Raw genomic sequence first — 24,488 nt, 5'->3', positions numbered from 1 at the left:
GCGGCGAGCCGCCGGATCAACGGCAACGGCGATGGCGGATCGCATTGTTCCAATCCGCCCGTCCGGCGACGAGACCGGCAAGCAGGAAGCCGCCATCATCGAGCTTGCGGGCGACGAGGCCCGGCCCCGTAGGCTCCGGCCACCAGGGGAAATCGCGGCCGAAGCGCTTCACGGAGAAGCGGGCCATGGGCCGGCTGCCGTCACGGCGCGGAACGGAGCGCACGATGCTGCCTGGGCTCGGCGAGACGATCTCGATGGGGCGTTCGCAATCGGCTCCTCGGGCGATGATCGTCTCGAAGCCGGGGCGTTCGGCAGGTTCGGTAGCCCAGCGGCCAAGAAAATAGGTCAGCTCGGCCTCGTCGGCTGCGGCCGGTTCTGCCCGAGGCCCATCGGGCAGGCCGAAGAACAGAAGCCCCGACGCGATGACGGCCGGCAGCAGTCGGCGCTGGACACCGGCCGTCCTCACGTCGCTTGCCCTTCGACGACCGGTTCATCGTCCAGCCGCAGGATACGGTCCATCCTTGCCGCGACGCTGTCGCGGTGGGTGATGGCGAGCACCGCCGCGCCGGCATGGCGTTGCAGGAGCGTGTCGAGCACGCGCCTTTCCGTCGCCGGGTCGAGCGCCGACGTGCTCTCGTCGAGGATCAACACATCGGGCGTGAAGAACATCGCCCGGGCCAGGCCGAGCCGCTGCTTCTGCCCGGCGGAAAGTTCCACCCCGTCCTGTCCCAGCCTGGTGTCGTAGCCATCAGGCAGGCCGGCGATGTCGTCGGCGAGGCCGGCGAGCGTCGCCGCCATCGCGATCTCCTCGCGCCCGGCATCGGGTTTCGGCAGGGCAATGTTCTCCGCGATGCTGCCGGTGAAGATATCGATCTCGTGCGGGACCACGACGATCCGGCGCCGCCATGTCCCCAGGGGCACTTCAGCCGAACTCCTGTCACCGAGCCTGATCTCGCCCTCGCCTTGCCGGGCGCGGATCAGCAGGTTGGCTAGGGTGCTCTTGCCGACGCCGCTGCGGCCCAGCAGCGCCAGCGTCTCGCCCGGCGCCAGCGTGAACGACAGGCGGTCGATCACCGGCTGTTCCTGCGGGCCGTAGGAAAAGGTGAGGCCGCAGATGGCGAGAGACTCGGCTGCTGCTTCTCCGGATGTCGACGCCCAATCCACCGCCTCATGCGGTGGCGTCGCGAGCCGGCGCAGGCAGGCGGTCGCCACGATCATCGCCTGAAGATCGTCGACGACCTTCAGCGCCGACAGTGCCGGGGCGGTCAGGGCGCCGCCGAGTGAGAGCAGCAGGACGAAGCCGCCGACGCTCGCCTGCCCCGACATCACGCTCCAGCCGGCCAGCAAGGTTACCGCGGCGATGATCGCACCGCCTGCAAAACGGCCGGCGGCGTCGAGCCTCGCCGACAGCCTGACAACGGAAAGATGGGACGCGCTGTCCTGGTCGAGCCGCTCGCGGAAACGCCGCTCGGCGAAGGCGTGAGCGCTGTTGCGGCGCAAGGTCTCGATATAGGCGACCGCCTCGATCAGATGTCCCCAATATCGGCTGCGGGCCTCGAACCAGCTTGCCTCTCGCCGGCGCAGGCTCGCAGCGGCAGCCAGATGAAGTCCGGCCAGCGCCGCAATAAGAGCGCCGGCGGCAAGGCCGATCCGCCAGTCGACCGCCAGCATGGCGCCGAGCAGAATGATGACGGTACCGACCCCCAGCGCGAACTCGGTCAGCCGATCGCCTGCCCCCTGGGCGAGGCGATCGACCTCCTCGAAAGCTCGCCCGAGCACGCCCTGATCGCGTGCAAGCCCACTATCGGCAGGCAGGCGCAGCATCGTCCCGAAGGCCGGCAGCAGCAATTCCCGGCGGAGCGCCAGCGTCGCCTGCGCGGCAAGCAGGCGACGGACATAGGCCAGACCGCCATCGACGGCGCCGAGGACGAAAATCAGGCTCGCGATCCCCGCTACCAGCCCGGCCTCGCGGCCGATGAAGCCCTCGTCGATCAGGCCGGCGACCAGCCAGGGCGGCAGGAAGGCGAGGATGCTGAGTGCCGCGGCCGCTGCCAGTGCCGGGAGCGTCCGCCGCCGCTGCCGCCAGAGCATGCCTCCGAGGAGGCGTCCCAGGCGGGGCTCGCCGGACGCCGGCAAGCCTCCGAGGAGGGCTGCGAGCCGGGCCGGGGCGGGCGGCGGCGTCATGGCGCCTCGAGCAGGTCCGCCATCGCCTCGGCCATCGGCGCCTTCGTGGTGAGCTCGACCCAGTACCATTGGCCGTTGGGGTTGAGTTCGAGGAAGACGTGGTCGCCTTCCGGCGTCACGATCAGGTCGAAGGCGCCGAAGCGCAGGCCGCAATGCCTGAGATAGGCGCGCAGCGCCGCGTCGACCTTGGGCTCGAGCGGCTCGATGCGGTGCGGCAGCTTGATCGTGTCGACCGCGCGCCAGTCCTGCTCGGCCCCCTCGACGCCCTGGCTGTCGATCCGGCAATTGAAAAGGCGGTCGCCGATGATGGTGACGCGCAGCTCGTGATCCTTTTCGATCGCTTCCTGCAGATAGGTCGGGCAGAGCGCGATCGAGGCCTTCAGATTGGCGAATTCGTCGGGTGCGACGCGGCGCGTATAGGCGACGTGATGGGCACCCTCGATATAATGGCTGCCCATCAGCATAGGCTTGCAGATGACGCCGTGCGGGCAGCCGGCGAAGAACGCTTCCGCCTCCTCGGGATCATTGGTGATGATCGAGCGCGGGACGCGCAGGCCGAGGCTCTGCGCCAGCCGGAGCTGCGGGAATTTGCGCTGGTGGCGACGGTTCTCGTCGGGATTGTTGATCCAGGGAACGCGCCCGTCCATCGGCAGAAAGCCCATGAACTCGCGCATCTCGTCCTTGATGTAGCCGATGACGCCCTCATCCTCGATTCCGGGCGGCGGCAGCGAAGGTTCCGGCTTGCGCATCCAGACCGAGCGCAGGCCGTGCGGGAACAGGCAGTTCCGCCCCCAGATGTCGGAGATGCGGATCGCGCCTTCGATGCCATCGCTCATCGTCACGCGGTACTCCTCGTGAAAATGATCGGTGTTGAGCCGGAAACAGGGCACGCCGCGTTGCTCCAGGATGGCGAGCACCGCATCGACATGCGGGTCCAGCTTCGTGGAGATCATCAGGACGGCAGGGCGGGCATTCGTGGCAGGCATCGGCGAGATTCAGCATTGTGGGAGGACAGGAAGCGGTGGCGAGCGAGCCGGTTCGCCAGATCGCCATGCACCCTGCCGGGCGCGGAGAGGCGATCTGTCTGCTTGTCGGGACAACGGCCGAAAGCCGGAGCCGGTCAGTTGCCGAGCACGTCCGAAGCCAGGTCGGAATCCGAGGTGCGGCCGGAGGTCGAGCTGACGTTCCGCGAAGTCGACGACTTGTGGAAGAGCACGGTGCCGCGCCAGGTCTGCGTCTCCGAATCGTAATAGCCGAGCTCGCCGTCCTCGTACTGCTCGAGGGCATAGGGTTTGGAGTTGGCGAGAACGAAGGGAAGCGGCGTCTTCGTCGGATGAGCTTGGATTTGCATGAGCGCTCCTTTGCGGCAGGCGCGATCGAGATCGAACGCGCACAGACTATGTCGCTGCTTTTCTCGGCGGCCATCCCCCCGTTCATGGGGCCTGCGACGGAAAAGCGGCAGGCTTCGAGCTGGCGAGCTGGTTTCTTCGCGCCGCGCCGTCCCTGCTTAGGCCGCCTAGTGGAGGACGAGGCGGACAAGGCTCGCGACGAGCAGCCAGAGCAGGAGAAGCAGACACAGCAGGCTCAACGCGAGCGACCCCCAGAACCAGATCGGTTCCTCCCGCCGCCGGATGGCGCCGGACAGCCGCGGCAGGATTCCGGTCCGGAGCGCGCCCGAGATTTCCTGCGCCAGCAGAATTGCGACGCAGGCCGAGCCGAAGATGCCGAGTACGGGGACGGTGAACGTGGGAAACTGTGCCAGCTCGGTCAGGCCGAAATAGAGCAGCAGGCCGAGGGCGCCGCAGAGCAGCGCCGTCCTCGCGATCTGGAACAGATGCTCCTTCACGGCCCCGGTCGCGAAGGGCAGGGGGCGCGGCCGGCCAGAAGTCGCTCGACCGGCGCACGGTCATCGGTCAGGAGCATCGCGCATTGCCCCATGGTCGCGCGCAGTCCCGTTTCGCCGTCGAGGCGACGCCAGCTCACATCGCGCGACGCGGGCGGCTCGCCGGCAGCCATGATGCTCACCGGCACCGTGATCCGCCCGGCGTCCGGAACGGAATCCGCACTTTTCCAGGCGACCACGACGACATTGGTCGTGCCCGCCGTCCCGGCTTCCTCCGCCCGCCAGATCTCGACCGCCGCATAGTCGAGAGCGAGCGTCTTCGCGAGGCTGCGCGCCAGCAGCAGCGTGTCGGCGCGATCGATCACGTTCGACAGGAAGACGCCGGTCTCGCGCAGCCGGGCATGGACCAGCGCGCCGAATTCCCGCGTCACGAGATGCGGCGGCGCCGTGCGCGTGCGATAGGCGTCCATCAGCACGACGTCGTAGCTCGGCCGGGCAGGCTGGCTCCGCAGGACGGCGCGGCCATCGCCGATCACCGTATGCAGGGCCGGGCCGGTCGCTGCCATCGCCGTCGCGGCCTCGGCTGCGACGACAGGATCGAGCTCCGCGACGAGCACCGAAACCGGCGGGCTTTGGTTGGCCCAGGCCCGCGGCAGGGTCGCGCCGCCGCCGCCGATGACCATCGCCTGCCGGTCGGCGGAGCGGGCGAAGGCCATGGCGGCGAGGCGGTCCGCCAGCGCGGCATAGCCGAGATGGAGGGCGCGCGGGTCGTCGAGATCGGAAGCGCTGTGCACGCCTTCGTCGAGGATCATGAAGCGCAGGCGCGTATCCTGCGACGAGGTCGTGTCGAGATAGCGCACGCAGGTATAGCGCGACTCGATCGCGCAGGCGCTGCTCCAGCCGAAGAATGCGATGCCGAGCCCGGGCGCGAGCAGGCCGATCGCGCGCAGCATGGCGGCGGCCGGGCGTCCCCGCCAGGGCAGCAGCGCCAGACCGACCGCCGCCCAGGTCGCGGCCGCGGCAAAGGTCAGCCCGGCCGCGCCGACCTGCTCGAGCAGCCAGAAGCCGGCTGCGACCGTCCCGGCAACACTGCCGGCGGCCGATGCGGCATAGATCGCCGCCACCTGCCTGGCCTGTCCGGGGAGGCGCAGCGCCAATTGCAGGCGCAGCGCCAGAGGCGTCACGAAGCCGGCGGCGATGCTGGGCGGCAGGCACAGGGCGGCGAGTCCGATGGTCGAGGCGATGCCGGCGCCGTCTTCCGTCGCCAGGGCATTCGCGACTGGTGCAGCCAGGGCCGGCAGCGCGATCGCGGCGCCGCTCGCGCCGAGGCAGGCCGTCGCCATCAGCCAGAGCAGACGTGCGGGGGGCGGCTGCGGCCCTCCGGCCCTGCCGCCGAGCACATGGCCCAGGGTGAGCCCGAGCAGCACGGCGATGATCGCTGCGGTCCAGGGCAGCAGCGATTGGCCGACATGCGGCGCGCCCAGACGCACGATCGCGAGCTCGACGGCCAGACAGGCCGCCGCGGAGAGGAAGACGGCCAGCGGCAGCAGCGCAACGATCATGCGGGGTGCCGCGTGTCGGCCCGAAATGCCGTGGCCATCAGGAGGGCGGCTGTCACGAGGCCGAGTGCGGCGATGGCGAGGCAGGTGCCGCGCGTGCCGAGCCAGTCGAGCCCGAGCCACAGCACCGCCACGGCGCCGGCTGCGCTGCCGGCGGCACCGGCCGCATTGGCGATGCCGACGAGCGCCCCGTGCCCGCCGCTGTGGCGGATGATCGCCAACATCACCAGCGGCGGTGCGATTCCGAACAGGAAGCCCGGGCCGAGCGTCGGCAGGGCGGCGAAGAGCGCAAGCCGCCAGCGCGCGACCGGATCGGACGCGACGAGCCAGCTATCGAGCACCGGCAGCAGCAGCGGTGTGGCCGCGACCATTGCCGCAGCCCCCGCGACGGCGGTTGCCGCTCGGCATAGCGAGCGCTGCGCTCCGCCGGCGGAGCAGCGGCCACCGACATGGTTCCCAAGCGCCCAGGACAGCAGGAAACCAGCGATGATCGCGGTCCAGCTGTCGGTCGACATGCCCGCATAAGGCGCGACCAGGCGCGCCGCCGCAGTTTCGAAAGCGAGTGCGCAGGATGCGATCAGCGCTTCCGCCAGAAGCAGGGCATGAATCATGGAATGCCGCAGGGGATGTCGAAGCGCGTCGTCATCCCCGCAGTTGCGTGCGGATCAATCCGTTGTGGTAGCCCCCATCTCGGGGGGATCAGATGCCGGCGCCACGGCGTGATCGATGCCGTCGCGTTCTACCTAACGCTGCTCGCCATGCGGCAGGGCAGTACAATGCGCACCGGCAGCCGAGCCTAAGGCCGGTCTCCGGTTGCGATCGCGCTCAGGAATTTCGCGATCGTCAGCGCCCCGAGATAGGAGGTGACGCCGGTCCCGACGTCGAGAGGCGGATTGACCTCGACGAAATCGAAGCCGACGACGGCGAAGCGGCGGGCGACCATGTCGAGAATGCCGGTAAGCTCGTCGAAGCGCATGCCATCCGGCTCGGCCGAGACGCAGCCCGGGACCAGTGCCATGTCGTAGGCGTCGACATCGATGCTGACATAGACGCTGGCGCCGTCGGGGATATGGGCGAGTGTTCCGGTGGCGCCGACCTCCCGCAGCTTCGGCATGGTGACGATGGTGCTGCCATTGGCGCGCGCGTCGCGCACATCGCTGGCGCGCGTCCTGAAGCTGCGAATGCCGATCTGGGTCAGGCTCTCGACATGCGGCAGAGCGTGCAGTTGCCGGAAGGCCTGCCCGTTGGTGTGCCGGAGATCCTCGGTGACCGCCCCGTAATCCATATGGGCATCGAGCTGCACGACATGGATCGGCCGGTCATAGCCCTGCAGGATCGGGAAGGTGATCGAGTGATCGCCGCCGATGATCACGGGCTTGCCGCCGCGCGCCAGCACCGTACGCACCGCCTGTGTCAGATTCTGAAAGGTGCGGGCCGGGTTGGTCGGCCAGATGTCGACGTCGCCGCAATCGACGAGGCGGCCCGAGGTGACGAGGTCGGGTGCCAGGACGCTGTCGCTGTCGATATCATAGAGCCCGCCGGTGCCGAAGCGGAGCGAATGCTCGCGGATGACGCGTGGCGCGAAGCGCGCGCCCGGTGCGAAAGGCGAGCCCTCGTCGAAGGGGACTCCGATCACGGCGAACTCGGCCGCGAGGGCCGCCATGTCCGCGCAGTAGTTTGCGCGCAGGAAAGTCGGCACGCCGACGAAGCCGCGGTTCAGGCGGTCTGCGGCACCACGCATCTCGGTCACGTCTTGCTCCATGGAAATGGCGAGCGGGTCGCGGCCAGCGCCAGACGCTGGCCGCAGGAACTCATTTGTCGAAATAGCCGGCGCGCACGGCCGCGCCGATCAGGTTGAGGAACAGCCTGCCGGCCGTGATCGCCGAGATCCGGTTGACGTCGCGCGACGGGGTGATCTCGACGATGTCCATGCCGACCACCCGGCCCTTGCCGACCAGCCCGTGGATCAGCTTGCGGGCCTGATGGAAGGTGACGCCGCCGGGCGCGGGCCCCTCGACGGCGGGCATGATCGAAGGATCGAGCCCATCGGCGTCGATCGTGATGTAGTAGCGGGCATTGTCGGGAATGCGCGCGAGGATCGCGTCCATGCCGACATCGTGCAACTCGTAGGCAGTGACGATGTTGGCGCCATAGGCCTGTGCCGCCTCGACATCGGCGCGCCTTGCGCTGCCCTGCGAACGGATGCCGATCTGGAAGATGTCCGTGACATGCGCCATTTCCGAGGCACGCCGGATCGGGCTGGACAATCCTTCTCGCACGCCCCCGACATCGTCGCGCCAGTCGATATGCGCGTCGATCTGGACAAGGACGAGCGGGCCTTCGCCGTCGAGGGCCTTGAGCACCGGGATCGGGATCGCATGGTCGCCGCCGATCACCAGCGGCATCGCGCCCGAGGCGACGATCTTGCGCATCGCCTCTTCGGCCCGCCGCGCATGCGAGGCCGGATCGTGCATCTCGCCGACCACGTCGCCACAATCGACCATGCGGATCGGCCTGTCGTCGAAGAGCGGCCCGCCAATGTCGAAATCATAGCGCTCGAGCGAGCGCGAGACCCGGTCCGAGGCCTGGCGTACCGCCGTCGGCCCGTTCGACTGGTCGTTGCTGACATTCCTGATCGTGTAGGGATGGCCGTAGGGAATGCCGAGGAAGGCGATGTCGGCCTTCAGATTGTCGAGGTCGAGGGCGAGCTCGGAGAACAGGAAGGTGGCGTGGCCATGCTCCGGCGCGCTGGTCAGGGTTTCGGTCATCTTGCCCTCGATGGTGGCTCGGAAGAGGGTCGCCGCGGCGACCTACTGGAAGTGCGAGAGGAACAGCCGCAGGCGTTCCGAACGCGGTCTGTCGATGAGTTCGTCCGGCGGTCCCATCTCGGCGATGCGGCCGGCGTCGAAGAAGACGATGCGGTCGGCGACCTTGCGCGCAAAGCCGAGTTCGTGGGTCACGACGACCATGGTCATGCCCTCCTCCGCGAGCTCCTTCATCAGGCGCAGCACGTCGCCGACGACCTCCGGATCGAGCGCCGACGTCGGCTCGTCGAACAGCATGAGTTCCGGCTTCATGGCGAGCGCGCGGGCGATCGCGACGCGCTGCTTCTCGCCGCCCGACAGGTCGGCGGGCATGCGCTCGGCCTTGGTCGCGAGGCCGAAGCGGGCCAGCAGCGCCCGCGCCTGCGCCTCCGCCTCGTTGCGATCGACGCCGCGCAGCCTGATCGGTGCGCGGGCGACGTTCTCGAGCGCGGAAAGATGCGGCCAGAGATGGAATTGCTGGAAGACGAGGCCGACGCGCGGGCGCATCCGGTCGAGCTGGCGGGCGGACTGCAGGCGCGTCCCGCCGGCTGCGGCGGGCTCGCGGCCGATATAGTCCCCGGCGATCCGCACCGTGCCTTCGTCCGGCCGCTCGAGATAGTTGATGCAGCGCAGGAAGGTGCTCTTGCCGCAGCCGCTCGGGCCGATGATGCAGACGATCTCGCCGGCTTCGACATCGAGATCGACGCCAGCGACCGCCGTCATCGCACCGAAGCTTTTGCGCAGGCCGCGCACGCTGAGCACGGGAGGCGCGGTCATGAGCGGGGCTCCGGCTCGAGCGAGAGATAGCGTGCCGCGAGGCGATGGCGCGAGGAGAAGCCGCGCCGCGCCTGGCCGCCCAGTCGCCGTTCCGAGGACCGGAAGCCCGCTGCCAGCAGCGCGGTCAGCCCCCAGTAGATGGTGGCCGTCGCCAGGAAGACCTCGAAGGGCGCGAAGGTCTGGCCCTGCACGATCAGTCCCTGATAGGTCAGTTCGGCGACGGAGAGCGTCGCCAGCACCGCGCTTTCCTTGACGAGCGAGATCGAGGTGTTGGTCGCCGCCGGAATGAAGAAGCGCAGCATCTGCGGGAAGATGATCTCGCGCAGAGCCCGCAGATAGGACATGCCGATGGCACGGGCCGATTCCATCTGGCCGCGCGGCACGGAGAGGATGGCGCCGCGGACGATCTCGGCGAAATAGGCACTGCCGAACAATGCGAGCGCGACGATGCCGGTCGTCGTCGGCTGCAGCCTGAGGCCGAAGAAGGGCAACCCGTAGAAGAACAGCGACAGCATCACGATGAATGGGATGTTGCGGAAGAGCTCGACATAGGCCACCGCCGGCCAGCTCATCACGCGGCGAGGCGAAAGCCGCAGCAGCGCGACCGGGAAGGCGATGAGCAATCCCGAGATGATGGCGGCAACCGAGATATAGACGGTCGCGACCGCACCCTGGGCGAACAGCCCGGCATTGTCGGTGATGATCGAGAGGTCGAGCGTCATCCTAACCCCTCCTTACCGCCAGCCGGCGCTCGAGCATGCCGCCGAACTGGCTGACCAGGACATTGAGCACGAGGATGATCGCCGCCGCGGCGAGCATGGTCTCGAACGGCCGGAACGTCGTCGCCGAGATCTGCTGGGCGGCACGGAACAGCTCGACCACGGTGATGACAGAGAGCAAGGCCGTGCCCTTGAGGATGATGGTCGCCTCGTTGACCAGCGGCGGCAGGATGCGCAGCAGCAGCTGTGGGATCACCACCTTGCCCCAGATGGCGCGGGCCTTGAGGCCGAGCGCGATCGCCGCTTCCACGGGGCCGGGGTCCATGTCGGCGAGGCCGCCGCGCATGATCTCGCTGATGAAGATCGTGCTGTTGAAGGCGATGGCGCAGATGCCCGCCGTCAGCGGATCGAGCTGCAGGCCGAGGGCCGGCAGCCCGTAATAGAACAGGAAGATCTGGATCAGAACCGGCGTGCCGCGAATGAAGCTGATCACGACGCCGATCACCAGGTTGAGCGGCGCGATCTTCAGCGAACGCAGGATGGTGAGCAGGATGCCACCGGCGAGGGCGAGAGCCATCGCGGCGGCCGCGATGGCGATGTTCGTCCCCGTTGCCCGCAACAGCGCGGGCAAGGCGGCGAGCGCGGCCTCGACACTGAAGTCCATTGCGGGAGCGCCTGCTCGTTCGCGCCTAGAGCGCGCCGGCCGGCAGGTAGCCGGTATCGGGCAGGTCCAGCTTGATGCCGAGCCATTTCTCCTGCAGCTCGCCCATCTTTCCGCTGGCGCGCAGCTCCCTGAAGACGCCGTTGACGAAGTCGCGGAGCTCGGCATCCTCCGGGCGGGTCGCCCAGGCGAGGTAGGTCTTGCGCTCGGTCGCCGGTCCGACGATCTCGAAGACCCCCGGCCGGTCGCGCATCAGCAGCAACATGAGCGGAAGATTGGCGATCGCGGCATCGACGACGCCGCTGCCCACGGCCAGGAAGGTGTCGGAGAAGGCGGGGAACAGCTTGAGCTCGGCAAAACCCTTGCCGCCCTCGGCCTTCAGCTTTTCATCCAGAGCCTTGGCCGTCGGCTCGACTGAGGAGGCGAGCTGCGTCGCGACCACCTTGCCGTTCAGATCGGCCAACGAGGAGATCGCCGCATTGCCCTTGCGCTTGAGCACATGCGCCTGGCTGATGCCGGTCGGCATGGTGAAGGCGTAGCGTTTGGCGCGCTCCTCGGTCAGCCCCAGCGAGGTTGCGACCAGATCGAATTTCTTGGCGATCAGGCCGGGCAGGATACCCTGGAATGGCAGGTCGAGCTGCTTCAGCTTGACGCCGAGCTTGCCGGTAACCTCCTCGAGCAGGTCACGGCCGAGGCCTACCAGCTTGCCGTCGCGCACGAATTCGAAGGGCGGGTACTGCCCTTCGGTGGCGACAACCAGCTCCCCGGCCTTCTTGATGCGTTCAAGGGTGGTCTCGGCGCTGGCGCTACGGCCGGAAACTCCGAGCAGGCCGGCCCCCAGGATACCGCGGTTCAATGCACGACGTGTCAAAAGCATGGACAGTTCCCCTTACCGCCAAGTGCCCGCCCGATCATTGTCATGCGGGCGTCTTCGTAGAGCGGAAGAAGGCTTAGGCGCTCGCCCGGAACCGGGCAATCGAAGCCGTGCCCAAGAAATGGACAGCGGCAAACCCGGCGCTGAAGCAGAGCTGATTAAACTGCCATATTACAATGGCTTATGAGCTGCCCTCCGTGAGGCAATGGCGGTCATTATGCGAGAAGCTCATAATTCAAGTGACCAGATCGGAATAAAAAGCACTATGCTGAGCCGATGGAACGGGCTTTTCTCAACCTTCACCTGCGCGAGCTCGCGATCTTCGCCGCAATCTGCGAGCGCGGCAGCCTGTCTCTCGCGGCTCGCGATGTCGGGATCACGCCGTCCGGCGTGTCGCACGCGCTGACCCAGCTCGAGCGCCATTTCGGCGCGCCGCTGCTGGATCGCTCCCGCCGGCCGACGATGCCGACCGTGCTCGGCAGCATCGTCAGGCGTCATGCGGAGCTGATGATCACGCAGGCCAAGGTGCTCGATGCCGACGTCCGCCTCGGCTTCGACGCGCTGTTGCCGAGCATCCGGATCGGTCTGATCGACTCGCTGGCGATCCATTTCCTGCCCCACTTCATCCGGGGTGCGAAGCAGCAGATCCGGGCGTTCTCGATCTCGACCGATTTCAACAATGGGTTGCGCGCGCGCCTGCTGGACCGCAGCCTCGACCTGCTGGTCGCAGCCGGCCGCTTCGACGATGCGGCTGGGCTCGAACGCCATGACGTGATGGATGAGCCGATCGTGCTGCTGGTGCCGAAGGGCGCGCCCGATCTGTCCGATCTTGCCGCCTTCAAGGCCTATGCGACGCAGAACACCTTCGTGCGCAACAGCCTGAGCAGTGCGCTCGGCCGGCTGATCGACCGCCATCTGAGGCGGATGAAGCTGGAGCCGGAGTTCGCCTTCGCCTTCGACAGCGTCGACTCGGTCGCGGCGATGGTCGCGGGCGGCTTCGGCTGGGCCTTGTTGCCGGCGACCTCGATCGCGCGCAGCATAAGCCATCTCTCGGCGATCGAGCTGCGCCGCTTTCCTGGCCCGGCCTTCAGCCGGCCGGTTTCGATCGTGGCCCGGGCTGGCGAGCTCGGCCCATTGCCCGCCAAGGTCGCCGATGTCGCGCGGGCGATCTTCCGCGATGTCTATCTGCCCATGTTCCGCGAGTTGATGCCCTGGGTGACGCAGGAGGTGAGGCTGCACCCGCCCACAGCAATCTGACGTCGCCAATCCTACCAAATGCGGGTCCGAAGCGCCCCTGGATTTGTCGATGTCTTCGCCTCGAAGCTCGAGGTTGGGAGGCCAGGATCGAGCCTGGCTATTTCAGCGACGAACTTGGACATGTCTGCAGTGCAGGATGCGGTTCTGGTCGGAGCCGGCGCTATCGGCGCCGGTTCGGCATGCATGGTGGTCGCCGCCGATCCGGGTCGAGAGCGCCGGATGTGACAAGTTCGATGTTGACGCACAGGACAAGGCGCGGGCGGAGAAATGCCGGCTCGACCGCGCCGCGCAAGCTACTTTTCGCTGACCGGCCCTATGACAGCGCGCCTTGGCGAAACGACAGCGTGCTCGCTTCGATCCGCAACGGGTTGCGACGCCATGAGCCGGTCCCCCAGGCGCTGCTCGCCTATCTTGCGATCAGCCGCCAGCGCCAGGCGTCCAGATGCGTCCAGAAGTCATCCGCGATCGGTTGAGGCGCAAAAAGCCAATTGCGGTCTTCCCCAGCTTCGGCGACGTCAACCGCCCGCCGGAGCCGCCAGGTCGCCTTTGAGGTAATGTGATAGGCGACATAGCCGCTGTCGCGCAGAAAATCGTTCATGAACGCGGCCGATTCGCCAGACGGCAGCACTTCGACGACGATCATGGGCCGCAGCCTCGCGATCGTCTTGGCCGCTCCGCGGATGACGTCGGGCTCTGTCGTCTCGGTATCGATTTTGAGCACGCCGATTTCAGCCGGCGCCAGATTATCGAGTGTGTCGCACTCGACATTGATCTCGCCCGAATGGGCTCGAAATTCGGGATTCAGGCTGTTGGACGCATCGGAGCGGGCAGACAGATAGAATTTTACGGCCCCCGACTTGGAGGAAAGGGCCACGCGCCTCAAATCGATCGGCAGGTAATGCCGCCGCGCAGCATCCTCCAGAGCATCAGCCAGTTCGGGCGTGGGCTCGAAAGATACGCAAGGGCGGCGCAAAGTTGCGGCAACAAGGAGCGAGAAGACGCCAACGTTCGCTCCGACATCGTAGAACGGCCCCTTGGTCACCTGCATTGCTGCGAGGCAAGTAGCGATCGCATGCGGCTCATGCGCTCCCAGCCCGTGCTTCTCGATGACGCGCGGGACATGGCAATGCGCTGGCGCAGTGAGGCTGATCGGCGGATAGGAGCCTGCGGCGAGAGTGACGGTCCGCATTTCCGGGACTTTAGTCGGTGCTGACGCAAATTCAGTGGCTGTCATCGAAACCCTCAGAAACGCATATCTCAATCATGCTGCAGGTTTGGCCGCGTCAAATTCGGCCAATGCAATTTTATACTCGTCACCATGTTAATCGCGACAGCACAGATTGACTACCCGTTCTCGGACGACCCGCAGTTACACGGGTAAAACCTCGATAGATGTCTCGCTTGCCCCTGTTGCCGGTCACCATTGTGTCACGGCGCGGCATAATAAGGCTTTGCCCACCCCAGTCAAACCTGTGACGTCGATCGGACGGGCAATGATCTGAGGCCCTGCTTCTCCTCAAGATTTGAGTAGAGGCCGTCGCAGTATCCACATCATGCTGGACCACAGGGCGTCGCGACGAGCCAGAGAAAATCAACGAGGATCTATCGCAAGGAGTCGCCGCGGGAGCGCCGGTTGCCGCGCAATCCGTTCTCGACCGGGCGCGTCAACCGGCATTCTCCTGCATGTTCATCCGGCTCCTTTGAGGGCTCTGAAGCTTCGCAACCTCAGCTTCCTCGGGCGGGACCGGATGGGCAGCCTATCGAAAGCTCACAACTGGAGCATCGCCCGAAAAGTGGAATCCACCTTCCGGGCCGATGCTTTCACAAAGAGACAGGTCGGCAATCCACCTCGGGCAGGGCGCTCGGCGCTCTAGCCCTGCGCAGTCCAACCGGAGATTGCCTTGGGCTCGAGGAATTCCTCGATTCCCCAGACGCCGCCCTCCCGCGCCCGCCCCGACGCCTTGACCCCGCCGAAAGGGGCGCCGGGCGCGCGCGGATTGCCATTCATCTCGACCATGCCTGACTTCAGGCGCGAAGCGACACGGTTGCGCTTCTCGCCATCGCTCGACTGGACATAGTTCGTCAGCCCATAGGGCGTGTCGTTGGCGATCTCGATCGCCTGCTCCTCGCCGTCGAAGGGGATGATCGACAATACGGGGCCGAAGATTTCCTCGCGGGCGATGGTCATCTGGTTGTTGACGTCGGCGAACACGGTCGGGCGGACGAAATAGCCCCTGTTCTGCCCATCCGGTCGGCCGACGCCGCCCGTGACCAGCCGGGCGCCCTCGTCGATGCCCTTCTGGATCAGGTCCTGGACCTTGCGGAACTGGGCCTCCGAGGAGAGCGGGCCGATATGCTTGCCCGGCTTGTGCGAAGAGTCGACCGCGACGCCTTCGGCAACCGTCTTGGCCTCCTCGACGACGCGATCATAGATCGAGCGCTCGACCAGCATGCGGGTGGGCGCATTGCAGCTCTGCCCGGTATTGTTGAAGCAGTGCAGCACGCCGCGCTTGACCGCGCTCGGATCGGCATCGGCGAAGACGATGTTGGCGCCCTTGCCGCCGAGCTCGAGCACAACGCGCTTCAGGCTTTCGGCCGCGACCATGGAGATCGCGACGCCGGCCCGGGTCGAGCCGGTGAAGCTGATCATCTCGATATCGGGATGCGACGACAAATGCGTGCCGACGCCGGCGCCATCGCCATTGACGAGGTTGAACACGCCCTTGGGGAAGCCGGCCTCGTCGATGTACTCGGCGAACAGCATCGAGGAGAGCGGGGCGACCTCGGAGGGCTTGAGCACCATGGTGCAGCCGGCCAGCAAAGCGGGCACGACCTTCAGCGTCACCTGATTCATCGGCCAGTTCCACGGCGTGATCAGGCCGACGACGCCGATCGCGTCCATCTGGATCCGATCATTCGGCGCGTGCGGGCCGAGCGGCCGCAAGAACTGGAAATCCTTGAAGGCCGTGATGAAATTGGCGATGTGGTAGGCGCCGGCGCCGACCTGGCTGGCGAGCGCCATGTCGATCGGAGCCCCCATCTCCTGGCTGATCGCCTTGGCCATCTCCGGAGTCCGGCGCTTGTAGATCTCCAGCAGGCGCTCGACATATTCCAGCCGCGAAGCCGGCTCGGTCCTCGACCAGGCCGGAAAGGCCCGCTTCGCCGCAGCGACCGCAGCATTCGCATCCGCCTCGTCGCCGAGCAGGATCACGGCGCAAGCCTCCTCGGTCGAGGGGTCGATCACCGCAAGCTCTTGCCCGCCAGATGGCGTGACCCATTCACCGTCAATGTAGAAGCGCTTCTTCTCGAGCATGCCGTTCCTCCGGGAGTTCGATCGTTCTCACTCCCCAGACTATCAGCTCGATCGGCAAGCGGGCCTGCAGCTTCCGACCCCGGCGCATGAGCCGGGCGCATCGCTGGTCTCGATTCAGTTCTCGGCTTGATCGAGCGCCCTTCTTCTGCGGACAGGATGCTACGCTTAGCTTCGACCCGCCTCGACCTGGCGCATGGCCTCGACCAGGGACTGAACTGTCGCGGGACGGGCCAGATGCTTCATGTGCGGCGCCGCCAAGGTCGGGCCGGCAATGGTGCGGTAGTCGTCGTCGCCGGGGTTCTCGATGCCGAGATCCTTGAGACTGACGGGCAGGCCGCAATCACGCGCGAAACCGGCGACGTCTTCGCAGAACTCCGCGCCACGGCCCTCATAGACGATCTGCAACATGGTGCCGTAGGCGACGAGTTCGCCATGCAAGGCGCCGGCGAGCGCCGGATGGGCCGTCAGCCCACGCGTCAGCGAATGGGCGAGCGACAGGCCACCGGATTCAAAGCCCAGGCCGGACATCAGGACGCAGGCCTCGACCACGTCCTCCAGGGCCGCGTCCGGCACCTGGCGATCGACGGCCGCAAGGGCCGCCTCGCCATGGCGCCTTATCGTGGCGTAGCAGGCATCGGCGAGCGCGAGCGCCGCGCGCGGCGGGGTGGCGCCGTAGAAGTTCCGGCCCTGCGCCGCGAAACAGGCATTGGCCTCGAAGGTCTTCGAGAGTGCATCACCGATCCCGGCTGCGAGCAGGCGGCGCGGCGCGCGCGCGATGATCGCGGTATCGACGACGACGATGTCGGGATTGGACGGCAGGAATTGGACTTCGGCGATGGCGTGCTTTTCGTCATAGATGACGATCAATCGGCTCGTCGGGGCGTCGTTCGAGGCCACCGTCGGCACGACAGCGAGGGGCACGCCAAGGCGCCGCGCCACGCCCTTGCCGGTGTCGATCGCCTTGCCGCCGCCCATGGCGACAATCACATCGGCACCCGCGTGGCGTGCGGCATCCGCCTGCCGCTCGATTTCGGCATGGGTGATCTCGCCGCCGAAGACGAGCGCCGGCGCGCCCGGCAGAGGCGAGCCCTCGCGCTCGAGCGCGATCGGGTCCGCGAGGAGAACTGGCCGTTGCCCGAGCGGGCCGACATGCTCGCCAAGAGAGGCGGCCACGCCGGGGCCCTGGATGTAGCGGCGCGGCGCGCCGAGGATGCGTAAGCTCATCTTCGCCTCGGTTCGGGTTAGCCCTTGGTCGCGCCGGCCGCCAGGCCCTGGATGAAGTAGCGCGAGAGCAGGGTGAACATCAGGAACAGGGGAAGCGCGATCAAGGTCGCGCCGGCCATCACCTCGCCCCAGCGCAACTCGAACGAGCCGACCATCGAGGCCAGACCGACAGGCAGCGTCTTCTGCGTATCCGACGAGATCATCACCAGCGCATAGGTGTAGTCGGTCCAGGAGAGCAGGAAGGCGAAGATCGCGACGGTGACGATGCCCGGCAGCGAGAGCGGCAGCACGACCCGCACGAAGCTGCCGAGCCTCGTGCAGCCATCGACCATGGCCGCCTCCTCGAGCTCGAAGGGCATGGATTTGAAGAAGCCCCAGAGCAGCCAGACGCCGAGCGGCAAGGTCAGCGTGCAATGCGCAATGACCAGAGCGAAAAGGCTGTCGGCGATGCCGAGCGAGACGAAGATGCCGTAGAGCGGGATCGCGAGCAGCATCGGCGGGAACATGTAGGCGTAGAGCATCGAGCCGACGATCATCAGCTTGAAGGGCACGCGGAAGCGCGTCACCGCATAGGCGATGATGATCGAGGCGACGAGCGTGATCGCCACCACGGCGAGTGCGACGACGATCGAATTGCGGAATTGCTGCGGATAGTCCGTGACCTCCAGCAGCTGCTGGTAGCTCTCAAGGGAGAACGAGCTCGGCAGCAGGGTCGGCCGGGTGAACAGCTCCTGCTGCGAGCGCAGGCTGGAGACGATCATCCAGTAGATCGGGAAGAACGACCAGGCGGAAATGGCGAAGGCCGCGAAGCCGATACCGATCCGGGCAGAGGCGGAGCGACGCATCAGCGCTTCTCCTCGAGCGGGAAGAGCCTGAGATAGATCGTGACGACGATCGACAGCATCAGGAAGGAGAGCGTCGCCACGGCGGCGCCGCCGCCGACGTCGAACAGCGAGAAGGCGCGCTTATAGGCCATGATCGGCAGATGCTCGGTGGCGCCGAGGGGACCGCCCTTGGTGAGCAGCCAGATGATGTCGAACTTGTTGAACATCCAGATCCCACGCAGCAGGACCACGACGGTCAGGACCGGTTTGAGCTGCGGCAGCGTGACATGCCAGAACAGCGCGACCGGCCCGGCTCCGTCGACACGCGCCGCTTCGTACAATGCCGGCGGGATCGTCTGCAGCCCGGCGAGCACGCAGATCGTGACGAAGGGCGTCCAGAGCCAGACGGAGGCGAGGACCACCGACATGCGGGCGGTCCAGGGCTGCTCGAACCAGGGAATGGTGCCGAAACCGAGATCGCGCATCAACACCGTGACGAGCCCGACCGAGCCATCCGACAGCCACTGGAAGGTCAGTGCCACGACGACGGTCGGCAGGAGATAGGGCAATGTCGCCAGTCCGCGCACGAGCCGCTGCGCCGGGAAGGTCTGGTTCAGCACGAGCGCGAAGGCGATGCCGAGCACGACCTGCAGCCCGATCGAGGTCAGCGCATAGAACAGCCCGTTGCCCATAGCCCGCCAGAACTCCGGGTCGACGACGACGCGCCCGTAATTGGCGAGGCCGACGAAGCGGGGCTCGGCGATGAAGGATGAGGCCTGGTGCAGGGACAGCCAGAGCGCGTCGAGCACGGGGCCGCCGACGAACAGCGCCGTCAGCGCGAGCCCGCTCCAGAAGACGGTCCAGATCACCCAGTCATAGCGTGAAGGCATGGGCGGTGGCAGGCCCCGAAGGGCCCGCCCTCCTTTGCGTTGTGGTGCGCGGCTCAGCCGGCGATGACGCGGTTCATCTTCTCGACGGCCTGCGAGACGCAGTCCTGCGAGGACAGGTTCTTCAGCACCTTGTTCTGGAGCATCTCCGGGAACACCCAGGATTCGAAGATCTTGGCAGGACGCAGATCCGGCGCCGGTCCCTCGGTGTCGACCGAACGGATGACGATGTTGGGGTCATCGAGGAAGCCCTGCATCGTCTTCACGGCACCGGCATGCTTCTCGATCAACGGATGCGCCCGCCAGCGGGCATCGTCGTAGATGTCGAGGCGCGGCGGCTGGAAATGCAGCGGCGCCGAGTGCAGGAAGTTGATGTAATGCGCGTCCGAGAACCATTCGAGGAAGCGCACCGCCTCCTCGGCCATCGGCGTCTTGCCGACGACCCAGCCGTCATAGCCATGGTTGACCGCTGCCTGTTTGCCGGCGCTGTCGGGGTACGGCATCATGCCGTACTTGTCCGCGAGCTGGGGCGCGCGCTGTTCGAGGATTTCGATCAGGCGCCCGGCATAGGGTGCGTGCGCTGCCTGTCCCGAGGAATACGCGGCGGTGATGGTGCCGAAGCCGGCCTGCGTCATGCCGGGCGGCATCGTCTTGTACATCTCGCCGAAGAAATCGAGATAGGCGGCCGCGCGCTTGCGGTTCTCCTCGCTGGCGAAGGTATTCGTCCATTTGTCGTCGAACAGCGAGATGCCGTCGGCCCACATATAGGCCAGGCTCATCCAGTTGGTCGCGTCGTTGTTGCCGATCGGCGTCGCCATGCCGAAGCGCTGGCTGCCGCCCTCGGTGCCGGAGGTCTTGCGGCAATTCTCGAGCAGCTGCGCCCAGGTCTTGGGCGGTTCGAGCTTGGCGGAGTCGTAGAGGTCCTTGCGGTAGAACAGCCAGCACAGATTGTAGTCGTACATGTACCAGTAGTGCTGACCGTTCACCGGGAACAGGATCCGTTTGCCCCATTTGTGTCGGTTCACGAGCTCGGTGATCGGGGTGAGCTGGCCTTCATTGGCCAGCGTCAGTACGTGGGCGACGAAGATCAGCGTCGAGATGTCATAGGGCCGGCCGCCTTTGATGGCGGCGACGGTGCGGGTGTAGGCGTCGCCGGAGGGCACGGTGTCGATCGTGACCTTGATCCGGCGCTCCTTCTCGTACTGCGCGGCTGCGACGCGCAGGGCGCGCACCGAGTCGACGGCGGGCTCGCCGTTGAGAAAGCGCAGCTCATGCACCTGCGAGTGCACGGCCGGCATGTAGATCGTGGCTGCGGCAGCCCCGGCGCCCGCAGTCAGCAGCGAGCGGCGGGAGAGCCCGCCGGTCTTCCTGGTCGTCATCGCGTCTCCTCCTCGTTTCGTTGTCGGTTGAACCGGTCTTGCGCCGGTTTCAGCTCCGCAGGGTCTTTCCTTCCTTGTCGAACAGGTGCAGTCGGCGCGGCGGTGCCGAAAAGCGCAGCGTATCGCCCTCGGCGACGGCGTCGTCGCGATCGATCAGGACGCGCAGCGCCACACCGGCATCGAGCGTCAGCACGCTTTCGTCGCCCATGCGCTCGATGTGGATGACTTGGGCGGCGAAGCCCGCGGGATCGCGCTCGAGATGCTCCGGCCTGATGCCGAGCGTGACCTTGCCGGCACCGGCCACCGCCGGATCGAGCGGCAATGTGAAGTCTCCGGCCGCGAAGACGGGACGCCCCTCGCGCTGCTCGATCGCACCTTCGACGAAGTTCATCTCGGGCGAGCCGATGAAGCCGGCGACAAAGCGGTTGGCGGGACGGTCATAGACCTCGAGCGGGCGGCCGACCTGCTGCACGACACCGTCGCGCATCACGCAGATCCGGTCGCCGAGCGTCATCGCCTCGACCTGATCGTGGGTGACATAGATCATCGCTGTGCCGACGGCCCGGTGCAGGCGGGCGATCTCGTCGCGCATATGGACGCGCATCTTGGCGTCGAGGTTGGAGAGTGGCTCGTCGAACAGGAAGACGTCGGGCTCGCGCACCAGCGCCCGGCCGAGGGCGACGCGCTGCATCTGGCCGCCGGAGAGCTGGCGCGGCTTGCGCGCCAGCAGATTCTCGATCTTCAGCATCTGCGCGGCGCGGGTGACGCGCTGTTCGATTTCGGCCTTGCCGGTACCGCGCATCTTCAGGCCGAAGGCGAGGTTCTCGCGTACGCTCTTGTGCGGGTAGAGCGCATAGTTCTGGAAGACCATGGCGATGTTCCGTTCGCGTGGCTCCAGCCGCGTCACGTCGCGCCCCCCGATGCGGATGGTGCCGCCGGTGCTCTCCTCGAGCCCCGCGATCATGCGCAGCGTCGTCGACTTGCCGCAGCCCGAGGGGCCGACGAGCACCATGAACTCGCCCTCGTCGATCGACAGGTCGACCGCATCGACGACCGCCATGCTGCCGAACGACTTGCTGACGCCTTGGAGCGTGACGGAGGCCATGATCAGCTCGCTCCGTACTGGGCGCGGATGCGGTGATTGAGCGGGGCGAGCGCCGCCTGGATGTCCCGGTAGAGCGCAAATCCGTGCTCATAGAGCTCGACCCGGCTCGGATCGGGCTCGTGGGTGGCGACGACGCGGATCGCCTGTTCGGCGGCTGTCGCACTGGAATAGGCCCCGATCCCGACGCCTGCCAGCAGCGCCGCGCCGAAGCTGGCATCGGCGACGGCCGGCAACTCCACTTTGACGGCCAGCACATCGGCGAGGATCTGGCGCCAGAGCGGGCTGCGTGCCCCGCCGCCGGTCAGGCGCGCGGTCTCGAAGCCGAGCCCGTTCGCGCGCAGCACTTCGAGGCAGTCGCGCAGCGAGTAGGAAATACCTTCGTAGAGCGCGCGCACGAAATGCCCCGGCCCATGGTTGAAGCCGATGCCGACGAAATCGGCGCGCAACATCGGGTCCCAATAGGGGCTGCGTTCGCCGTTCAGATAGGGATGGAAGAACAACCCTTCGCTGCCGGCGCCGACGCTGTTGGCGGCACGCTCCATCGCATCGAACGCAGCCTGCCCGTCTTCGCCTTCGCGACGGAAGAAGGTGTCGCGCAGCCATTTGTGAGCGGAGGCGCAGGAGTTCGTCGCGGTGATGACATACCAGTGGTCGGGTATGACATGCGGATAGTTGATCAGCTCCTTGTGCGGCACGGCGTGCGGGGATAGCACGCTGACCGTCGCGGCCGTGGCAAGCTTGGCCACGCCGAGGCCCGGGCGCATCATTCCGGCGCCGTAAGTCTCGACCGCCGTATCTGAAGTGCCGCAGATCACGGGCGTGCCAGCGAGGAGCCCCGTCTGGCGCGCGGCTTCCGCGGTCACGCTGCCGCAGCGGCTGGTCGCGGCGACGATTGGTGGCAGGGTTGCCATGTTCCAGCCGATCAGGTCGCAGAGCTCCCGCGACCACTGCAGCGTGCGCGCATCGGCCATCAGGGCGCCGACGGCGTCGATCGTGTCGGTCTCGAAGCCGCCGGTGAAGCGGCTGCGCAGCCAGTCCTTGGCGAGATAGAGCCGGTGCACGCGCTGGAAGGCTTCCGGCTCATGCTCCTTCAGCCAGAGCATCTGCGGCAGCGTCCAGGTCGGGTTCGCCCGGTTGAAACCGAGCTCCAGGATGCGGTCGTCGGCGCGCTCGCGCAGGGCCCGGGTCTGCGGGCCCGAGCGCTGGTCGTTCCAGAGGATCGCCGGGCGGATGATGCGCCCATCGCGATCTTCGAGCACCTGCGTATGGGCTCCGGCCGAGAAGGAGAGCGCAGCGATGCTGGCCGGGCTGCGGCCGGTCTTCGCCAGTGCGGCCGGCACAGCCGCACAGACCGCGCGCCACCACTCGGCCGGCTCCTGCTCGCTCCAGCCCGGTTGCGGGGCAAGCGTCGAGACCGGGTGGCTGGCCTCTCCCTCGAGCGACCCGTCCAGGCGGATGAGGCTCGCCTTCAGCGAGCCGGCACCGAGGTCGATGCCGAGCAACAGCGTATCGGCCGCGCTCATGTCAGGCTCCACCGCATCAGGGGCATCCCTCAGCCATGGCCGACGGCAACGGCGCCGGGCGCCGGACGCAGGCCGAGCTTGCCGGGGTTGAGGCGGTTGTCCGGGTCGAGCGCGTCCTTGATCGCCTGGAGCACGTCGAGGCCGGCTCCCAGTTCATCGCGCATCCAGGGATTGCGGAAGACGCCGGCGCCGTGATGGTGCGCGATGCTGCCGCCGCAGGCGAGCGTGACCGACTGGATTGCGTCCCAGAGCTTGCCATGCAGGACGAGCCCTTCGGCGTCGGGCATCGGTGGCAGGCGGATGGTCATGTACTGGCAGGCACCCTCGGCATAGACATGGGACCAGTGCGCGCCGAAATGCATGTCGGCCCGGACGGCGAGCGCGGCAGCGCGGGCCTTCTCGTAGAGGTCGGACAGGGTACTCCACGGACAGCACACCTCGATCGTGTCCATGAAATAGCCGGCGGCCTGCCATTTGGCCGAGTAGGATTCGTAGCGGACCTCGCGCCAGTGCCGCAGGGGGGCGTCATCGGCGACGCTACCGCCTTCCTCTTCGGCGATGGCGAGCGCATCGCGCTCTTCGGCCTGCGCGGTGTTCCTGCTGCCGCTGAAGACGAGTATCGCGAGGATCGGCTTCTCGCTGAACAGGGCGATGCCCTTGGTGCGATCGCGGCTTTCGATCTCGTCATAGATGCGCACGACCTGTGGGCGCAGTTCCGCCTGCATGACCCTTCGCGCCATGCTCAGGGCTGCCTCGACCGTCGGGAAGGCGAGCACGACACCCTGCTCGACCTCGGGCTTGCGGAAAATCCGCAGCGTCAGCTCGGTGATCACGCCGAGCGTGCCTTCCGAGCCGACGAAGAGGTCGATGAGGGACGGGCCGACCGAGCGGCGTGCGACCGGGCGCACTGCGAGCTTGCGCCCGTCGGGCAGCACGGCCTTGAGGCCGACGACGATGTCCTCGATCTTGCCATAGCGGGAGCTGGCCTGGCCGCCGCCGCGGCAGGCGGCCCAGCCGCCGACGGTCGAGATCTTGATCGACTGGGGCAGGTGCCCGCTGGTCCATCCCGCTGCATTGAGCGCGGTTTCGAAGTCCCAGCCGTTCATGCCGGCCTGGACGGTGGCGAGGCCGTTGACCTCGTCGATCGAGACGAGCTTGTCGAGGCGCGTCAGGTCGAGCATCACCTCGCCGCCGAGCGGGATCGTGCCGCCGAGCACGCCCGAGCCCAGGCCGAAGGGAATGACCCGGAAACCTTCGGCCGCGGAGGCTTCGAGCAATGCGGCGACTTCATCTTCGCTGGCGGGGCGCGCGACGGCGACAGGCGTGGTTCCCGGCAGGCTGCCGGACCGGTGCTTGAAGATGCCGAAAGGAAGCCGGTCGCGCGCATACTGGCGCAGGGTTGCTTCGTCGATCAGGAGATTCTGCGCGCCGACGATGTCGGCGATACGGGACAGCGGCTTCGCGGCCCCCTGCGATGCTGGCACGGAACTCATGCGGACGGGCTCCGCGGGGTGAGAGCGGCACACAGCATCGAAAAACCCTCCCAATCGATCTG

General features: G+C 67.0%; 23 protein-coding genes. 1 reads left to right on the top strand and 22 read right to left on the bottom strand.

What is annotated here, in order from left to right:
* Positions 1–16: 16 nt before the first annotated feature.
* From ACWGRX_RS18555 to ACWGRX_RS18495, 13 genes are all read right to left on the bottom strand, one after another.
* Positions 17–466 (bottom strand): hypothetical protein, encoded by a 450-nt coding sequence (locus tag ACWGRX_RS18555; protein ID WP_452118743.1) that lies wholly within the window; start codon positions 464–466, stop codon positions 17–19.
* Complete coding sequence (locus ACWGRX_RS18550; RefSeq protein ID WP_452118742.1) at positions 463–2,091, bottom strand: ABC transporter ATP-binding protein; 1,629 nt, start codon at positions 2,089–2,091, stop codon at positions 463–465. The genes ACWGRX_RS18555 and ACWGRX_RS18550 overlap by 4 nt, the downstream gene beginning before the upstream one ends.
* Before the next feature lie 89 nt (positions 2,092–2,180).
* A complete protein-coding gene (locus ACWGRX_RS18545) occupies positions 2,181–3,170 on the bottom strand; it encodes an MvdC/MvdD family ATP grasp protein (protein ID WP_452118741.1) in 990 nt (329 codons plus the stop codon).
* A 134-nt stretch (positions 3,171–3,304) separates the two neighbouring features.
* Positions 3,305–3,535 carry a hypothetical protein gene (locus tag ACWGRX_RS18540; RefSeq protein ID WP_291638160.1) on the bottom strand — a complete coding sequence of 77 codons (231 nt, stop codon included), beginning with the start codon at positions 3,533–3,535 and terminating at the stop codon, positions 3,305–3,307.
* A 165-nt stretch (positions 3,536–3,700) separates the two neighbouring features.
* Positions 3,701–4,030 (bottom strand): hypothetical protein, encoded by a 330-nt coding sequence (locus tag ACWGRX_RS18535; RefSeq protein ID WP_452118740.1) that lies wholly within the window; start codon positions 4,028–4,030, stop codon positions 3,701–3,703.
* Positions 4,027–5,589, bottom strand: a complete 1,563-nt coding sequence (locus tag ACWGRX_RS18530) for a fused MFS/spermidine synthase (protein ID WP_452118739.1) — start codon at positions 5,587–5,589, stop codon at positions 4,027–4,029. Before ACWGRX_RS18530 ends, ACWGRX_RS18535 begins: the two co-directional genes overlap by 4 nt.
* Positions 5,586–6,197, bottom strand: a complete 612-nt coding sequence (locus ACWGRX_RS18525) for a fused MFS/spermidine synthase (protein ID WP_452118738.1) — start codon at positions 6,195–6,197, stop codon at positions 5,586–5,588. The genes ACWGRX_RS18530 and ACWGRX_RS18525 overlap by 4 nt, the downstream gene beginning before the upstream one ends.
* A gap of 185 nt (positions 6,198–6,382) precedes the next feature.
* On the bottom strand, positions 6,383–7,327 hold the full coding sequence (locus ACWGRX_RS18520) for an arginase family protein (RefSeq protein WP_452118822.1): 945 nt from the start codon (positions 7,325–7,327) through the stop codon (positions 6,383–6,385).
* A gap of 70 nt (positions 7,328–7,397) precedes the next feature.
* The gene (locus ACWGRX_RS18515; RefSeq protein WP_452118737.1) at positions 7,398–8,354 is read right to left on the bottom strand and encodes an agmatinase; all 957 of its coding nucleotides are present in this window, start codon (positions 8,352–8,354) and stop codon (positions 7,398–7,400) included.
* 42 nt (positions 8,355–8,396) lie between these two features.
* Positions 8,397–9,167, bottom strand: a complete 771-nt coding sequence (locus ACWGRX_RS18510; protein ID WP_452118736.1) for an amino acid ABC transporter ATP-binding protein — start codon at positions 9,165–9,167, stop codon at positions 8,397–8,399.
* Positions 9,164–9,889: an amino acid ABC transporter permease gene (locus ACWGRX_RS18505; RefSeq protein ID WP_452118735.1), complete on the bottom strand. Its 726-nt coding sequence runs from the start codon at positions 9,887–9,889 to the stop codon at positions 9,164–9,166. The genes ACWGRX_RS18510 and ACWGRX_RS18505 overlap by 4 nt, the downstream gene beginning before the upstream one ends.
* 1 nt (position 9,890) lies before the next feature.
* The gene (locus ACWGRX_RS18500; protein WP_291638167.1) at positions 9,891–10,550 is read right to left on the bottom strand and encodes an amino acid ABC transporter permease; all 660 of its coding nucleotides are present in this window, start codon (positions 10,548–10,550) and stop codon (positions 9,891–9,893) included.
* A gap of 25 nt (positions 10,551–10,575) precedes the next feature.
* Entirely contained in the window at positions 10,576–11,424 is an 849-nt protein-coding gene (locus ACWGRX_RS18495; protein ID WP_452118734.1) for a transporter substrate-binding domain-containing protein, read from the bottom strand.
* 273 nt (positions 11,425–11,697) lie between these two features.
* On the opposite strand from ACWGRX_RS18495, the gene ACWGRX_RS18490 reads away from it, so the two are divergent.
* Positions 11,698–12,678 (top strand): LysR family transcriptional regulator, encoded by a 981-nt coding sequence (locus ACWGRX_RS18490; RefSeq protein ID WP_452118733.1) that lies wholly within the window; start codon positions 11,698–11,700, stop codon positions 12,676–12,678.
* Between the two features lie 406 nt (positions 12,679–13,084).
* On the opposite strand, the gene ACWGRX_RS18485 is transcribed toward ACWGRX_RS18490, so the two are convergent.
* The 9 genes from ACWGRX_RS18485 to ACWGRX_RS18445 form a co-directional block, all read right to left on the bottom strand.
* The gene (locus ACWGRX_RS18485; RefSeq protein WP_291647593.1) at positions 13,085–13,912 is read right to left on the bottom strand and encodes an FkbM family methyltransferase; all 828 of its coding nucleotides are present in this window, start codon (positions 13,910–13,912) and stop codon (positions 13,085–13,087) included.
* A 636-nt stretch (positions 13,913–14,548) separates the two neighbouring features.
* Positions 14,549–15,991: an aldehyde dehydrogenase family protein gene (locus tag ACWGRX_RS18480; RefSeq protein ID WP_452118732.1), complete on the bottom strand. Its 1,443-nt coding sequence runs from the start codon at positions 15,989–15,991 to the stop codon at positions 14,549–14,551.
* Positions 15,992–16,156: 165 nt separating this feature from the next.
* The gene (locus ACWGRX_RS18475; RefSeq protein ID WP_452118731.1) at positions 16,157–17,215 is read right to left on the bottom strand and encodes a glycerol dehydrogenase; all 1,059 of its coding nucleotides are present in this window, start codon (positions 17,213–17,215) and stop codon (positions 16,157–16,159) included.
* Between the two features lie 17 nt (positions 17,216–17,232).
* On the bottom strand, positions 17,233–18,060 hold the full coding sequence (locus ACWGRX_RS18470; RefSeq protein ID WP_452118730.1) for a carbohydrate ABC transporter permease: 828 nt from the start codon (positions 18,058–18,060) through the stop codon (positions 17,233–17,235).
* Positions 18,060–18,929 carry a carbohydrate ABC transporter permease gene (locus ACWGRX_RS18465; RefSeq protein WP_291638174.1) on the bottom strand — a complete coding sequence of 290 codons (870 nt, stop codon included), beginning with the start codon at positions 18,927–18,929 and terminating at the stop codon, positions 18,060–18,062. The genes ACWGRX_RS18470 and ACWGRX_RS18465 overlap by 1 nt, the downstream gene beginning before the upstream one ends.
* 53 nt (positions 18,930–18,982) lie before the next feature.
* Positions 18,983–20,305 (bottom strand): ABC transporter substrate-binding protein, encoded by a 1,323-nt coding sequence (locus tag ACWGRX_RS18460; protein ID WP_452118729.1) that lies wholly within the window; start codon positions 20,303–20,305, stop codon positions 18,983–18,985.
* A gap of 49 nt (positions 20,306–20,354) precedes the next feature.
* Positions 20,355–21,410, bottom strand: a complete 1,056-nt coding sequence (locus tag ACWGRX_RS18455; RefSeq protein WP_452118728.1) for an ABC transporter ATP-binding protein — start codon at positions 21,408–21,410, stop codon at positions 20,355–20,357.
* Positions 21,411–21,412: 2 nt separating this feature from the next.
* Positions 21,413–22,933, bottom strand: a complete 1,521-nt coding sequence (locus ACWGRX_RS18450) for a xylulokinase (RefSeq protein ID WP_452118727.1) — start codon at positions 22,931–22,933, stop codon at positions 21,413–21,415.
* A 29-nt stretch (positions 22,934–22,962) separates the two neighbouring features.
* Positions 22,963–24,426 carry an FAD-binding oxidoreductase gene (locus ACWGRX_RS18445; protein WP_452118726.1) on the bottom strand — a complete coding sequence of 488 codons (1,464 nt, stop codon included), beginning with the start codon at positions 24,424–24,426 and terminating at the stop codon, positions 22,963–22,965.
* Between the last annotated feature and the right edge of the window lie 62 nt (positions 24,427–24,488).

The organism is Allobosea sp. NPDC055594, from assembly GCF_053618995.1.
The sequence above is the reverse complement of the archived record's forward strand: the minus strand, read 5'-3'. Positions and strand labels throughout refer to the sequence as shown.